Genomic DNA, 14,600 nt, shown 5'->3' on the forward strand with positions numbered 1-14,600 from the left:
AGCCACGGGACCGGGGGCGTGGCGGGGGTGTGGCGCGGCGGGGGCGCCGGTGCACGCGCACGCGGCGGCCTCCCTTGCGGGGGGCCGCCGCGCGGTGCCGGTCATGGTGCGGGGCGTTACAGGTACTGGCCGGTGTTGGCGACGGTGTCGATGGACCGTCCGGCCTCGGCGCCCTTGGTCCCGGAGACGAGCGTGCGGATGTAGACGATCCGCTCGCCCTTCTTGCCGGAGATGCGGGCCCAGTCGTCGGGGTTGGTGGTGTTGGGCAGGTCCTCGTTCTCACTGAACTCGTCGACGCAGGCGGCGAGCAGGTGGGTGACGCGCAGCCCCTTCTGGCCGGTGTCGAGGAACTGCTTGATGGCCATCTTCTTGGCCCGGTCGACGATGTTCTGGATCATGGCCCCGGAGTTGAAGTCCTTGAAGAACAGGACTTCCTTGTCGCCGTTGGCGTAGGTGACCTCCAGGAAGCGGTTCTCCTCGCTCTCGGTGTACATGCGCTCGACGGTCCGCTGGATCATCGCCTCGACGGTGGCCTCCTCGGAGCCGCCGTGCTCCTTGAGGTCGTCGGGGTGCAGCGGGAGGCCGCTGAGGATGTACTTGGAGAAGATGTCCTTCGCCGCTTCGGCGTCGGGCCGCTCGATCTTGATCTTGACGTCGAGGCGGCCGGGGCGCAGGATCGCGGGGTCGATCATGTCCTCGCGGTTGGACGCGCCGATGACGATGACGTTCTCCAGGCCCTCGACACCGTCGATCTCGCTGAGGAGCTGCGGGACGATGGTGTTCTCGACGTCGGAGGAGACTCCGGAGCCGCGGGTGCGGAAGATGGAGTCCATCTCGTCGAAGAACACGATGACGGGGGTCCCGGCGGACGCCTTCTCCCGGGCGCGCTGGAAGACGAGCCGGATGTGCCGCTCGGTCTCGCCGACGTACTTGTTGAGCAGCTCGGGGCCCTTGATGTTGAGGAAGAAGCTCTTGCCCTCCTGGCCGGTCTTCTCCGCCACCTGCTTGGCGAGGGAGTTGGCGACGGCCTTGGCGATGAGCGTCTTGCCGCATCCGGGGGGCCCGTAGAGGAGGACTCCCTTGGGCGGGCGGAGCTGGTGCTCGCGGAAGAGGTCGGCGTGCAGGTAGGGAAGCTCCACGGCGTCGCGGATCATCTCGATCTGGGAGCCGAGGCCGCCGATCTCGTTGTAGGAGATGTCGGGGACCTCTTCGAGGACGAGTTCTTCGACCTCGGCCTTGTGGATCTTCTCGTAGGCGTAGCCGGACCTGGACTCGAGCATCAGGGAGTCGCCGGCGCGGAGGGGGACCCCGCGCAGCGGCTCGGCGAGCTTGACGACGCGCTCCTCGTCGGCGTGCGCGATGACGAGGGCGCGTTCGCCGTCGTCGAAGAGCTCCTTGAGCATGACGACCTCGCCCTGCTCTTCGAACGCGAGGGCCTCGACGACGTTGAGGGCCTCGTTGAGCATGACCTCCTGGCCGCGCTGGAGCTCCTCCACGTCGACGGCGGGGCTGACGTTCACCCGGAGCTTGCGCCCGCCGGTGAAGATGTCGACCGTCCCGTCGTCGCGTGCTTCGAGGAAGACGCCGAATCCGGATGGTGGTTGTGCGAGCCTGTCGACCTCCTCCTTGAGCGCCACGATCTGTTCGCGAGCCTCTTTGAGGGTCGCTACGAGTCGCTCGTTCTGGCCGGTTACGGCGGCCAGGTTCGCCTGTGCCTCATGGAGGCGTTCTTCCAGTACGCGTACTTGGCGCGGGGATTCCGCGAGCTTGCGGCGCAGCACGGAGATCTCCTCCTCCAGGAAGGAGATCTGCGTTTGAAGGTCCCTGACCTCCTTTTCGTGCTGCGCCCTGCGCGCCCCAGCATCGTCACGAGCGGCCACGCCCCGTCACCTCCTCACGAAGAGAGCCGACGACCTACTGAGACCCTACCTATCTGGAGGGCTTCCGTAACCTGCCCATTCGGTGTTCGTGTCGTGCGGGGGTCGTCCGGGAGGGCCGGGAGGGGTGCCGCGGGGGCGGTGCGGGGCAGGGGGTTACGGGGCGCGGACCTGCGGGTTCGGGTGCCCGGGCGTGTCATGGGGCGGGGTTTGCCGAGTCGTGCGGGTGTGCGGTGACTCTCGGCGCCCCGGGCCGCGGGCGCGGCGCGTCGCGGCGCGGCGGGACGCGCCGCGACGGAGTGCCGGTCACGCACCGTGACGATCGGCGGGCGCCGTCTCTCCGGCGGGGTGGGCGCCCTTGGCGGGCCGGCGGCGGCGGGCGGGCGGGGTGACGCCGTCGGCGAGGCGGCGGGCGGTGACGAGGAAGCCGGTGTGGCCGACCATGCGGTGGTCGGGCCGGACGGCGAGGCCGTCGACGTGCCAGGAGCGGAGCATGGTCTCGAATGCGTAGGGCTCGGCGAAATTGCCGTGGGCGCGGAGGTCTTCGACGACGCGGGACATCTGCGTGGTGGTGGCGATGTACGCGCAGACCATGCCGCCCGGCACGAGGGCCTTGGCGACGGCGTCGAGGGTCTCCCACGGGGCGAGCATGTCGAGGACGACGCGGTCGACGTCGGTCTCGGTGAGGGCGTGCTCGAGGGAGCCGACGGTGAGGCGCCAGGCGGGGTGGGGGCCGCCGAAGAACTTCTCGACGTTGCCGCGGGCGATGTCGGCGAAGTCGGGGCGGCGCTCGTAGGACGAGACGAGGCCGTGCTCGCCGACGGCGCGCAGGAGCGAGCAGGTGAGGGCGCCCGACCCGGCGCCGGCCTCGACGACGCGGGCGCCGGGGAAGATGTCGGCCATGGCGATGATCTGGGCCGCGTCCTTGGGGTAGACGACGGCGGCGCCGCGCGGCATGCGGAGGGTGAAGTCGGCGAGGAGGGGGCGGAAGGCGAGGTACTCGGTGCCCCCGGTGGAGCGGAAGACGCTGCCCTCGGGGCTGCCGATGATGTCGTCGTGCGGGACCGAGCCCTTGTGGGAGTGGTAGAGCTTGCCGGGCTGCAGGGTGATCGTGTTGATGCGGCCCTTGGGGTCGGTGAGCTGAACCTGGTCGCCGGGGCGGAACGGGCCGTGGGGGGTGCGGCCGGGGGCGTGCGCGGTGCCGTTCGGCTGGGGTTCGCTCATGGTGCTCAAGGCTATCGGCGGGCGCGGTGCGGTCGGGCCGCGGCGGCCCGGCCGCGCGCGGCCGGGCGCCTGCGCGTCAGATCCCGGTGAAGGTGCGGTCGACGTCGGAGACCGCGAGGACGCCGTAGACGCGGCCGTCGGGTTCGACGAGGAGGTACTCCGACGCGGGGGCGCGGCGGAGGGCGTCGAGGAGGTCGTCGCCGGTGATGTCGGCCGGGAGGGTGAGGTCGTCGTGGATGCCGCGCGAGAGCTCGCCCGCGCTGATCCAGGGGCGGCGGTGCTCCGGGGTGGCGGTGACGGCCTTCTCGCTGACGAGGCCGAGGGGGCGCCCGTCGTGGTCGGCGATGACGATGGCGCCGGCATGGTCGGCGTGGGCGCGGCGGACGGCCTCGGCGAGCGGGGTGTCGGCGGTGACCAGGGTGGCGCGGCGGGCGAGGCCGCGGGCCGACAGCAGGGGGATGCGGTCGCGGACGCGCTCGGCGCGGATGGCCTGCGTCGCGCCGACCCAGATGAAGGAGGCGATGAGCGCCGACCACAGGAGGGCGAGCCAGCCGATGCCGCCGTCGTCGGCGGTGGTCGTGTAGGTGGCGAGGTAGGCGCCGGCGATGAGGCAGCCGATGGCGACGGCGCGGCCGACCCAGCCGGCGATGATGCCGCCGCTGCGGCTGCGCCCGGTGACCTTCCAGACGGCGGCGCGGACGAGGCGCCCGCCGTCGAGGGGCAGGCCGGGCAGGAGGTTGAACAGCCCGACGAGCAGGTTGGCGAAGGTGAGCGCCTCGAGGAGGAGCAGCGCGACGTCGGGGAGCGCGAGGGTGGCGTGGGCGAGCAGGCCGAGCCCGGCGAGGACGAGGTTGGTGAGCGGGCCGGCGAAGGCGATGAGGAATTCGCGGCCCGGGGTGGGGGCCTCGCGCTCGATGGCCGTCTCGCCGCCGAGGACGTGCAGGGTGACCGAGCGCACCGGCAGCCCGAAGATGCGGGCGGTGACGGCGTGGCTGAGTTCGTGGACGAAGACCGAGCCGTAGAGGAGGACCGCGTAGGTGAAGGCGACGAGGTAGCTCAGGGGGCGCTCGACAACGTCGTTGACCTGGCCTTCGAACATGACGGTGACGAGGACGGCGACCAGGAACCAGCTGGGTGAGACGTAGACCGGGACGCCGAGGACGCGGCCCATCGAGAGGCCGGGTCGCGGGGTGCGGCCGTCGTCGGGACCGGGGGCCCCGGCTGGTGTCCTGCCCTGGGTCGGGGGCGCGCTGTGTGTCACGCCTCCGATGCTACGGCCCCGGGGAGGGGCCCGTGCCTGCCGATGGGCGGGGGCGCGCGGGGGCGGGCGGGGCGGCCGCGGGATTTTCGTCGGGGGCGTCGCCTAGTCTGCTGTGCCATGACGACGACCGAGGCGGGTAGTGAGGCGTCCGTTCCGTCCGCGCGGGGCGGTGGCGGGGGCGCGGGGGACGTCGCGGTGGTGGGGTCGTTGTCGCCGTCCCGCGCGGGCGATTTCATGACATGTCCGCTGCTGTACCGGTTCCGGGTGATCGATCGGATCCCGGAGCGCCCGAGCGCGGCGGCGGTGCGGGGCACGCTGGTGCACGCGGTGCTGGAGCGGCTGTTCGACCTGCCGACGGGCGGGCGGACGCCGGCGGCGGCGCTGGAGATGCTCGGCCCGGAGTGGGAGCGGCTGCTGGCGGCGGAGCCGGATCTCGCGGGGCTGTTCGCGGAGGGGGACGCCGGCGAGGCGGAGCGGGCGGAGTGGCTCGCGCAGGCCCGCCGGATGGTCGAGCGGTACTTCACGCTGGAGGACCCGCGGCGGCTGGAGCCGGCGGAGCGCGAGCTGTTCGTGGAGACCGTGCTCGACTCGGGCCTCAAGCTGCGCGGGTACATCGACCGGGTGGACGTGGCGCCCAGCGGCGACGTGCGGATCGTCGACTACAAGACCGGGACGGCGCCGCGGGCCGACTTCGAGGCGCGCGCCCTGTTCCAGATGAAGTTCTACGCCCTGGTGCTGTGGCGGCTGCGCGGCCGGGTGCCGCGGCTGCTTCAGCTGATGTACCTCGGGAACGGCGAGGTGCTGCGGTACGAGCCCGACGAGGCCGACCTGCGCGCGACGCAGCGGAAGGTCGAGGCGCTGTGGCAGGCGATCCGGCGGGCGATGGACACGGGCGAGTGGCGGCCGCGGGCGGGCCGGCTGTGCGACTGGTGCGACCACAAGGAGCGGTGCCCGGAGTTCGGGGGCACTCCCCCGCCGCTGCCGGAGGTGCCGGTGCGCCGCCCGTCGCCGGCGGACCTGGAGGGCGCGGACCCGGACCGCGCCGGCCCGGACGGCGCGGCCCGCGAACACGGCGACCTGTAAGGCGCGCGAGCACGCCGGCCCGCAAGTGCGGACGCACGCGTGTCCACGGGGGTGCAGGCGCCGCCCCGCGGGCGCGGCGGGCTCATCCTTGGGGAGGACCGCGGATCCGCGTTCAGGAGGGGCCGGGACCTGCCGCGACCTCCTAGGGTGAGTGTCGTGTCACCCCGCATCCGTGGTCTTCATGCCGCCCGTGCCTGGCTGCAGGCGCGTCCGCAGGCGGCGGACGCGCTGCTCGCGGCCGGGTTGCTGCTGGCGGGACTGCCGCAGCTGTACCTGCAGGAGCTTCCGGACAGCGGTGACTACGCGCAGTTCCGGGCCCCGGACGTGTGGAACGGGCTGCTGGTCGTCGTGGTGACGATGGCGCTGGCGCTGCGGCGCCGCCGCCCGCTGCCGGTGCTGCTGTTCATCATCGCCGGCGAGACGGCGATGGCGGTCGCGCAGTATCCGCCGGCGGTGCCGGACGTGGTGGCGTTCCTGATCGCGGTCTACAGCGTGGCGGCGCACCGGGGGCTGGCGCAGAGCGCGCTCGGCGGCATGGTCTCGTTCGTGTACTTCCTGGTGTACCTGCTGCTCCTGCCGGTGTCGTCGGAACCCGTGGTGGTGATCACCGACTCGGCGCTGGTGATCGGCGTGTGGATGCTGGGCCGCAACCTGCGGCTGCGGCGGGCGTACTTCGCGGAGCTGGAGGACCGGGCCGCGCGGCTGGAGCGGGCGCGGGGGACGGACGCGCGGGCGGCGCGCATCGAGGAGCGGTCGCGGATCGCCCGGGAGCTGCACGACGTGGTGGCGCACCATGTGAGCGTGATGACGGTCCAGGCCGGGGCGGCGCGCCGGATCATCGACCGGGACCCCGGCAGCGCGCGCGAGGCGATGTCGACGATCGAGGAGGTCGGGCGGACGGCGCTGAGCGAGATGCGGCGGATCGTGGGCGTGCTGCGGACGGACCGGGACGCCGAGCAGGCGGGCCGGGAGCTGGCGCCGCAGCCGGGCCTGGGCGATCTCGGCGAGCTGCTGGACCACGTCCGGGAGACGGGCCTGTCGGTGCAGCTGTGGATCGAGGGCGAGGCGCGGCCGCCGTCGCCGGGGGTGGACGTGGCGGCGTTCCGGCTGATCCAGGAGGCCCTGACGAACACGCTGAAGCACGCGGGGCCGCAGGCGCGGGCCTGGGTGCGGCTCTACTACGGGGACGACGACCTGACCGTCGAGATCGAGGACGACGGGCGGGGCACGGCGACCTTCATGGCCGGGAACGGGGACAATCCGGGTCATGGACTGGTCGGCATGTACGAGCGTGTGGCGCTGTACGGTGGCGAGTTGAGGATCGGGCCGCGGGTCGGCGGCGGGTTCGGTGTGCGGGCGCGTTTCCCGCTGGAGGCGTGAGGTGCCGGCCGGCGGGACGCCGGCGGGCCGAGGCGAGGGCGGGAGCGTCGTGAGTCGAGGAGCGGTGACGATGGGGCGACCGGGGCGACCGGGGCTGCGGTCCGCCGGGGCGGCGCGGCCGGGCGGGGTGGCGCGATGACGGCGGTGCGGGTGCTGCTGGTCGACGACCAGCCGCTGCTGCGGACGGGGTTCCGGCTGATCCTGGAGGCCGAGGCCGACATAGCGGTGGTCGGCGAGGCGGGCGACGGCGCGGCGGCGGTGGAGATGACGCGGTCGCTGCTGCCGGACGTGGTGCTGATGGACATCCGGATGCCCGGGGTGGACGGGATCGAGGCCACCCGGCGGATCATCCGGGAGGGCGCCGCGTCCCACGACCCGAAGGTGCTGATCCTGACGACGTTCGATCTCGACGAGTACGTGATCGAGGCGGTCCGGGCCGGGGCGAGCGGGTTCCTGCTGAAGGACTCCCCGCCGGAGGACCTGGTGCAGGCGATCCGGATCGTGGCGGAGGGAGACGCGATCGTGGCGCCGAGCGTCACGCGCCGGCTGCTGGACAAGTTCGCGACGCGGCTCCCGGCCGTGCGGGACCAGTCTCCCCCACCGGGCCTGGACACGCTGACGGTCCGGGAGCGCGAGGTGCTCGCGCACGTGGCGCGGGGCCAGTCGAACGCGGAGATCGCGGCGGAGCTGGTGGTGAGCGAGACGACCGTGAAGACGCACGTGGGGAACGTGCTGGCGAAGCTCGGGCTGCGCGACCGGGTGCAGGCGGTCGTGTACGCCTACGAGACGGGTCTGAGCAGGCCGGGGCAGAGCTGACGGCGCCCGGCCCGGCCGGTTTCGAGACCGGTTCCAGGGGCGGTCCCTGAGAGATCCCTGACGTTCGGGGTAGCGGGGCCTACTCCCGGAGTACGACGGGGGGCGGGCTCCTCCTGCCGAGGGTGGACGGGGAAGTCCGTTCCGGGGGTGCATCCTTCGGGTTCGCGGGGCTTCTAGTGTTCTGGGTGTCGGATCGCCGGGGGGTCAAGGCGCGGTCCGGACGGACTCGACCACTCACACACGGGAGCTTCACGTGACGAACACCGCCCCTTCGACCGCCGGCGCGGACTCCGCGCCCGGGGCGGGCGACTTCGCCGCACGGACCCAGCAGATCGCGAAGGTGTACGGGCGCGGCGACGCCCAGGTCGTCGCGCTCGACGGGGTCACGGTCGGCATTCCCCGCGGCCGCTTCACCGCGATCATGGGCCCGTCCGGGTCCGGGAAGTCCACGCTGATGCACTGCATGGCGGGGCTGGACTCGGTGGACTCCGGGCAGGTGTTCATCGGCGGGACCGAGCTGACCGCGCTGAAGGACAAGCAGCTGACGCGGCTGCGCCGCGACAAGATCGGCTTCATCTTCCAGGCGTTCAACCTGGTGCCGACGCTGACGGCGCTGGAGAACATCACGCTGCCGATGGACATCGCCGGCCGCAGGCCCGACCGGGAGTGGCTGGACACCGTGATCGACACGGTGGGGCTGCGGCCGCGGCTGAAGCACCGCCCGAGCGAGCTGTCGGGCGGCCAGCAGCAGCGGGTGGCGTGCGCCCGCGCCCTGGCGTCCCGCCCGGAGATCATCTTCGCGGACGAGCCGACGGGCAACCTCGACTCGCGGTCGGGCGCCGAGGTGCTCGGCTTCCTGCGCGACTCGGTGCGTCGGATGGGCCAGACGATCGTGATGGTCACCCACGACCCGTCCGCGGCGGCGTACGCCGACCAGGTGCTGTTCCTGTCGGACGGGCAGATCGTCGACACGATGGCGGAGCCCACGGCCGAGCGGGTGCTGGAGCGGATGAAGAACTTCGACGCCGCCGCCCGTCCCGCCGCGGACTCGGAGGTCTCGGCGCGATGATGGGCAGGGTCACGCTCCGCAATCTCGCGGCGCACAAGATCAGGCTGGTGCTGACGGCGGTCGCGGTGATCCTCGGCGTCGCGTTCGTGGCCGGCACGCTGATCTTCACCGACAGCATGAACAAGCAGTTCGACGACCTGTTCAACAAGGTCGGCGCGAACGTCGCCGTGGACGTGCGGGCCCAGAAGGTCGTGGGCGGCGACGACGACGGCATGGCGGCCCGGCCGGTGCCCGCGGCGGTGCTGAAGGCGGTGCGGGGCGTCGAGGGCGTCAAGGACGTGAAGGGCAACGTCAACGGGTACGCGGCGGTCGTCGGCAAGGACGGCGAGATCGTCGGGACGGCGCAGAACGGCCCGCCGCAGATCGGCACGAACTGGACGGGCGGCGGGTCCTACGACCTGGCGTCGGGCCGCGCGCCGCGCGGGCCGGGCGAGGTCGTCATCGACGCGAAGACCGCGGAGAAGGGCGACCTGGCCGTCGGGGACGTCGCGCAGGTGCTCACCGCGGGCCCGCCCGCCCGCATGACGATCGTGGGGCTGGTCGACGCCGGCAACCTGATGGGCGCGACCCTCACCGGGTTCGACACCCCGACGGCGCAGAAGCTGATGCTGAAGCCCGGCTACTTCAGCGACATCGAGATGGGCTCCGCCGGGCCGTCCGAGCAGGAGCTGCGGGACCGGGTCGCGAAGGTCCTCCCGCAGGGCATCGAGGCCGTCACCGGGGAGAAGCTGCGCGAGGAGTCCAAGAGCGACATCGCGCAGATGATGAGCTTCTTCCGGACGTTCCTGCTGGTGTTCGCGCTGATCTCGATCTTCGTCGGGGCGTTCATCATCTTCAACACGTTCTCGATGCTGGTCGCGCAGCGGACCCGTGAGCTGGCGCTGCTGCGCGCGATCGGCGCGGCCCGCGGGCAGGTGACGCGGGCGGTGATCGGCGAGGCCGTCGCGGTCGGCGTGGTCGGCTCGACGCTGGGCCTCGCGGCCGGGGCCGGGCTGGCGTCGCTGCTGCAGTCGCAGGTGGGCGACGCCGGGCAGGGCGGCCTGACCTTCACCGCGACGCCGGTGATCTGGTCGTACGCGGTCGGGATCGTGGTGACCGTGGTGTCGGCGTACTTCCCGGCGCGGCGCGCCGCGAAGATCCCGCCGGTCGCGGCGATGCGCGACGACGTGGGCCTGCCGCAGCGGTCGCTGCGGATCCGGGTGGCGCTCGGGTCGCTGCTGACCCTGGCCGGCGCGGGCCTGATCGGCGTCGGCCTGGCGGGCGGCGGCGACAACCCGGCGATCCCGGTCGGCGCGGGCGCGTTCGGGGTCTTCATCGGCGTCGCGATGCTCGCCCCGGTGATCAGCGTCCCGGTGCTGAAGGTGCTCGGCGCGCCGTCCGCGCGGCTGATGGGCTCCCCCGGGCGGCTGGCGCGGCAGAACGCGCTGCGCAACCCGCGCCGGACCGCGGCGACCGCCGCGGCGCTGATGATCGGCCTGGCGCTGATCACGACGGTGAACGTGCTCGGCGCGACGATGCGCGCGTCGATCGACGAGCAGGTGGACGCCCAGTTCGGCGCGGACTACCTGGTGCAGTCGCAGGGTCCCGGCGGGGTGAACGCCGAGGCCCAGCAGCGGATCAAGGACACGCCGGGCGTGCTGTCGGTGTCGCCGACCTACGACGCGAAGGCCGAGATCGACGGCAAGGACGTCTACTACGTCGCGGGCGACCTGCCGGCGCTGGCCGCGGCCGCCCGGCTGAAGCTGGAGTCGGGCTCGGCGTCCACCGGGCCGGCGTCGATCATGGTCGACGAGGACACCGCGAAGGACCGCGGCTGGAAGGTCGGGACGGCGGTGCCCGTGCGGTTCACCGACGGGCAGACCGAGCGGCTCACGCTGTCCGGCGTGTACGCCAAGAGCGACCTGATCGGGCCGCGGCTGATCTCGCAGCAGGCGCACCTGCGGCACACGCTGCGGCCCACCGTCGGGATCGTGGTGGTCGACGCGCGGAAGGCGGACGCGTCCACCAAGGCCGCACTGGACTCGGCGGTGAAGGCGTACCCGAACCTCGAGGTCGCCGACCAGGCGACGCTGAAGGACGACGCCCGCAAGCAGGTCGACGGGTTCGTGACGTTCCTGACGATCCTGCTGATCATGTCGGTGATCATCGCGGCGGTCGGGGTCGTGAACACCCTCGCGCTGTCGGTGATCGAGCGGACCCGGGAGATCGGGCTGCTGCGCGCGATCGGGATCTCCCGGCGGCAGCTGCGCCGGATGATCCGGCTGGAGTCCATCATGATCGCGGTGTTCGGCGCGGTGCTCGGCATGGGCATCGGGGTGGCGTTCGGCGCGGCGCTGCAGAACGCGCTCGCCGACCAGGGCCTCGGCGTCCTCGCCGTCCCGTACGGGACGCTCGCGGTGTACCTGGTGGTGGCCGCGGTGATCGGTGTGCTGGCGGCGCTGTGGCCGGCGTGGCGGGCGGGGCGCATGGACGTCCTGAAGGCCATCTCGACCGAGTAGGCCGGCGGCGCCGGGCCGCGCGAGCGCGAGAAGACCCGGGCCCCTCCGCGCGGAGGGGCCCGGGTCTTCTCGGTGTGCAGGAGCGCCGGGGGGAAGGTCCGGCGGCGTCCTACTCGGCCGCGGTCTCCGAGGCGTCCGCGGAGGCCTCGTCGGCGGACGGTGCGCCCGGCGCCACCGCGGCCTTGGCGACCGCGTCGGTGGCGCTGACCGTGGTGTTCTCCGGGAAGTGGCAGGCGGCCTGGTGGCCGGGGCTGAGCTCCACCAGCGGCGGCTCGACCTGCTTGCAGATGTCCTGCGCCTTCCAGCAGCGCGTGTGGAAGCGGCACGCGGGCGGCGGGTCGATCGGGCTCGGCACGTCTCCCTGCAGCCGGATCCGCCGGCGCTCGTCGCGCTGGCTCGGGTCCGGGATGGGCACCGCCGACAGCAGCGCGTTGGTGTAGGGGTGCATCGGCCGCTGGTACAGGTCCGCGCGGTCCGCGACCTCGACGATCTTGCCGAGGTACATGACCGCGACGCGGTCGGAGATGTGCCGGACGACCGACAGGTCGTGCGCGATGACCACGTAGGTGAGGTCGAGCTCGTCCTGCAGGTCCTCCAGCAGGTTGACGACCTGCGCCTGCACCGACACGTCCAGCGCCGACACCGGCTCGTCCGCGATGATGAGCTTCGGCTTGAGGGCGAGGGTGCGGGCGATGCCGATGCGCTGCCGCTGCCCGCCGGAGAACTCGTGCGGGTAGCGGTTGTAGTGCTCGGGGTTGAGGCCGACGAGCTCCAGGATCTCCTGGACGGCCTTCTTCACGCCCTGCTTGGCCTCGATGTTCTGCAGCCGGAACGGGGCCCCGACGATCGCGCCGACGGTCTTGCGCGGGTTCAGCGACGAGTACGGGTCCTGGAAGATCATCTGCAGGTCGCGGCGGAGCGGCCGCAGCCGGGACTGGGACATCTTGGTGATGTCCTGCCCCTCGAAGCTGATCCGCCCGAAGCTGGGGTCCAGCAGCCGCATGATCATCCGGCCGGTGGTGGACTTGCCGCAGCCGGACTCCCCCACCAGCCCGAGGGTCTCGCCCTTGCGGACCGAGAACGACACGCCGTCGACGGCCTTGACCGCCGCGACCTGCCGGCGCAGCAGCCCCGCGGTGACGGGGAAGTGCTTGCCGAGGTTGTCCACCTCCAGCAGCGGCTCGCCGTCCCACGCGGGGCGGGCCTCCGCGGCCGGACGGGTCGCGTCGGCCGGGGTCTTGGAAATGTTCACAGTCTCGTTCCCACCCGTGCTCGTCACAGCTTCGGCCGGATCTCGTCGTTCCAGATCTCGCGCTTCTTCTCCAGCGGGAGGTGGCACGCCGCCTTGTGGCCGGGCGCGAGCTCGACCAGCTCCGGCCGCTCGGTCGTGCACTTGTCGCCGTTGAGGTCCTTGTAGGGACAGCGCGGATGGAACGCGCACCCGGACGGGACGTTGATGAGGCTCGGCGGCGAGCCCTCGATCGGCTGGAGCCGTTCGGTGCGCTCGCGGTCCAGCCGCGGCATCGACCCGAGCAGCCCCCACGTGTAGGGGTGCAGCGGGTGGTGGAAGGCGTCCTCGACCGAGGCGTACTCCGCGGCGCGGCCGGCGTACATGACCAGGATGTCGTCCGACAGCTCCGCGACCACCCCGAGATCGTGGGTGATCATGATGACGGCGGAGTTGAACTCCTGCTGCAGGTCGCGGATCAGGTCCAGGATCTGCGCCTGGACGGTCACGTCCAGGGCCGTCGTCGGCTCGTCGGCGATCAGCAGCTCGGGGTCGCACGACAGCGCCATCGCGATCATCGCGCGCTGCCGCATGCCGCCGGAGAACTGGTGCGGGTAGTCGTCGACCCGCTTGTCCGGCTTGGGGATGCCGACGCGGCCGAGCATCTCGATGGCGTGCTTGCGCGCCACCTGCTTCGACACGTCGTTGTGGACCCGGTAGGCCTCGACGATCTGCTTGCCGACCGTGTAGAACGGGTGCATCGCCGACAGCGGGTCCTGGAAGATCATCGCCATGTCGCGGCCGCGGAGCCGGCGCACCTCGGACTGCGAGGCGTTGACGAGCTCCTTGCCGTTCAGCCAGATCTCACCCGACACGTTGGCGTTGCGCTTGTTGTGCAGGCCGAGGATGCCGAGGCTGGTGACGCTCTTGCCCGAGCCGGACTCGCCGACGATGCCGAGGGTGCGGCCGCGCTCCAGCTGGAACGACAGGCCGTCCACCGACTTCACCAGGCCGTCGTCGGTCGGGAAGTGGATCTTGAGGTCGCGGACGTCGAGGAACGAGGTGGGGGCCTCGCCGGTGCCCGCGGTGTCCGCGGCGGGCGCGGTGCCGGTCATCAGCTCAGCCTCACTCTCGGGTCGACGACGGCGTACAGCAGGTCCACGATCAGGTTGATCCCGACGATCGAGGTCGCCGTGATCAGCGTGATGCCGAGCACCATGGGCAGGTCGCCGCCGTTGATCGAGCTGATCGCGAGCTGGCCCAGCCCGGGGATGCCGAAGGTGTTCTCGGTGAGCACCGCGCCGCCGAGCAGCAGGCCGAGGTCGAGACCGAAGATCGTGAGGATCGGCGTCAGGGACGCGCGCAGCGCGTGCTTGGTGACGACGGTCTTCTCCGGCAGCCCCTTGGCGCGGGCGGTGCGGATGTAGTCCTCGTTCATCGTCTCCAGCATGCCCGCTCTGGTGAGCCGCGCGTACATCGCCGCGTACAGGAACGCGAGCGTCACCCACGGGAGCACCAGCGACTGGAACCACATGACGGGGTCCTGGGTGATGCCGAGGTAGCTGCCCCCGCCCGGGAAGATCTTGAGGGTGTAGGAGAACAGCGCCAGCGAGACCAGGCCCGTGAAGTAGATGGGCAGCGACACCCCGCTCAACGCGATGATCATCGCGGTGCGGTCCCAGAGGGTGCCCCGGCGCAGCGCCGAGATGACTCCGGTGCTGATGCCGCCGATGAGCCAGATGACGGCCGCGCCGAGGGCCAGCGACGCGGTCGCCGGAGCCCGGTCGAGCAGCGTCTCCAGCACGGGCTGGCTGCTGCGGTAGGAGTACCCGAGGCAGGGCGCGGGGCAGTGGTCGGTCACGGGGCCGGCCTTGTAGTCCTTGCCGACCACGATGGCCTTCAGGTAGTTCCCGTACTGCACCACGATCGGCTTGTCGAGGCCGAGCCGCTCTTTGGTGTCCTGGATGGCCTCGGCCGTCGGCGCCTTGCCGACGTAGGCGGCCGCGAGCTGGTCTGTGGTCTGTCCCGCCAGCTTCGGCAGCCCGAAGAAGATGCCGAAGGTCACCAGGCTGACCAGCAGCAACATGAGGACGGCACCGATGAGGCGCCGGATGATGTATGCGAACACATTCCTCGGCCCCACCCGCCGGCCGGGTGGACCTGT

11 protein-coding genes are annotated in these 14,600 nt (G+C 72.0%); 5 read left to right on the plus strand and 6 right to left on the minus strand.

From position 1 onward, the window contains the following. Positions 1 to 116: 116 nt before the first annotated feature. From arc to ABFX46_RS18610, 3 genes are all read right to left on the minus strand, one after another. Positions 117 to 1,880, minus strand: coding sequence for a proteasome ATPase (arc, locus tag ABFX46_RS18600; protein WP_346043660.1), 1,764 nt, complete (start codon positions 1,878 to 1,880; stop codon positions 117 to 119). Positions 1,881 to 2,183: 303 nt separating this feature from the next. Then, positions 2,184 to 3,101 carry a tRNA (adenine-N1)-methyltransferase gene (locus ABFX46_RS18605; RefSeq protein WP_346043662.1) on the minus strand — a complete coding sequence of 306 codons (918 nt, stop codon included), beginning with the start codon at positions 3,099 to 3,101 and terminating at the stop codon, positions 2,184 to 2,186. 76 nt (positions 3,102 to 3,177) lie between these two features. Then, positions 3,178 to 4,362 (minus strand): site-2 protease family protein, encoded by a 1,185-nt coding sequence (locus tag ABFX46_RS18610; RefSeq protein ID WP_346043663.1) that lies wholly within the window; start codon positions 4,360 to 4,362, stop codon positions 3,178 to 3,180. A gap of 117 nt (positions 4,363 to 4,479) precedes the next feature. Between ABFX46_RS18610 and ABFX46_RS18615 the strand changes: the two genes are divergently transcribed. The 5 genes from ABFX46_RS18615 to ABFX46_RS18635 all read left to right on the plus strand — a co-directional run bounded on the left by ABFX46_RS18615 (position 4,480) and on the right by ABFX46_RS18635 (position 11,208). Then, complete coding sequence (locus ABFX46_RS18615) at positions 4,480 to 5,445, plus strand: RecB family exonuclease (protein ID WP_346043665.1); 966 nt, start codon at positions 4,480 to 4,482, stop codon at positions 5,443 to 5,445. 156 nt (positions 5,446 to 5,601) lie between these two features. Further along, complete coding sequence (locus tag ABFX46_RS18620) at positions 5,602 to 6,825, plus strand: sensor histidine kinase (RefSeq protein ID WP_346043667.1); 1,224 nt, start codon at positions 5,602 to 5,604, stop codon at positions 6,823 to 6,825. A 135-nt stretch (positions 6,826 to 6,960) separates the two neighbouring features. Further along, positions 6,961 to 7,641, plus strand: a complete 681-nt coding sequence (locus ABFX46_RS18625) for a response regulator (RefSeq protein WP_131941632.1) — start codon at positions 6,961 to 6,963, stop codon at positions 7,639 to 7,641. Positions 7,642 to 7,894: 253 nt separating this feature from the next. Next, positions 7,895 to 8,710, plus strand: coding sequence for an ABC transporter ATP-binding protein (locus ABFX46_RS18630; RefSeq protein WP_346043669.1), 816 nt, complete (start codon positions 7,895 to 7,897; stop codon positions 8,708 to 8,710). After that, the gene (locus ABFX46_RS18635) at positions 8,707 to 11,208 is read left to right on the plus strand and encodes an ABC transporter permease (protein ID WP_346043671.1); all 2,502 of its coding nucleotides are present in this window, start codon (positions 8,707 to 8,709) and stop codon (positions 11,206 to 11,208) included. The genes ABFX46_RS18630 and ABFX46_RS18635 overlap by 4 nt, the downstream gene beginning before the upstream one ends. Before the next feature lie 109 nt (positions 11,209 to 11,317). On the opposite strand, the gene ABFX46_RS18640 is transcribed toward ABFX46_RS18635, so the two are convergent. The 3 genes from ABFX46_RS18640 to ABFX46_RS18650 are packed head-to-tail and all read right to left on the minus strand — an operon-like array spanning position 11,318 to position 14,564. Continuing rightward, the gene (locus ABFX46_RS18640) at positions 11,318 to 12,460 is read right to left on the minus strand and encodes an ABC transporter ATP-binding protein (protein ID WP_428831273.1); all 1,143 of its coding nucleotides are present in this window, start codon (positions 12,458 to 12,460) and stop codon (positions 11,318 to 11,320) included. Positions 12,461 to 12,483: 23 nt separating this feature from the next. Then, positions 12,484 to 13,551 carry an ABC transporter ATP-binding protein gene (locus tag ABFX46_RS18645; RefSeq protein ID WP_346043673.1) on the minus strand — a complete coding sequence of 356 codons (1,068 nt, stop codon included), beginning with the start codon at positions 13,549 to 13,551 and terminating at the stop codon, positions 12,484 to 12,486. Then, a complete protein-coding gene (locus tag ABFX46_RS18650) occupies positions 13,551 to 14,564 on the minus strand; it encodes an ABC transporter permease (protein WP_346043674.1) in 1,014 nt (337 codons plus the stop codon). The genes ABFX46_RS18645 and ABFX46_RS18650 overlap by 1 nt, the downstream gene beginning before the upstream one ends. Positions 14,565 to 14,600 lie beyond the last annotated feature (36 nt).

The sequence above is a fragment of the Actinomadura chokoriensis genome, assembly GCF_039529475.1.
GTDB classification, from domain to species: Bacteria; Actinomycetota; Actinomycetes; order Streptosporangiales; family Streptosporangiaceae; genus Spirillospora; species Spirillospora bangladeshensis.

What these genes read in the sequence shown, in the direction of transcription:
- ABFX46_RS18625 (WP_131941632.1), top strand. Translation starts at nt 6,961, where the DNA reads ATGACGGCGGTGCGGGTGCTGCTGGTCGACGACCAGCCGCTGCTGCGG.
- ABFX46_RS18615 (WP_346043665.1), top strand. Translation starts at nt 4,480, where the DNA reads ATGACGACGACCGAGGCGGGTAGTGAGGCGTCCGTTCCGTCCGCGCGG.
- ABFX46_RS18605 (WP_346043662.1), bottom strand. Translation starts at nt 3,101, where the DNA reads ATGAGCGAACCCCAGCCGAACGGCACCGCGCACGCCCCCGGCCGCACC.
- ABFX46_RS18645 (WP_346043673.1), bottom strand. Translation starts at nt 13,551, where the DNA reads ATGACCGGCACCGCGCCCGCCGCGGACACCGCGGGCACCGGCGAGGCC.
- ABFX46_RS18635 (WP_346043671.1), top strand. Translation starts at nt 8,707, where the DNA reads ATGATGGGCAGGGTCACGCTCCGCAATCTCGCGGCGCACAAGATCAGG.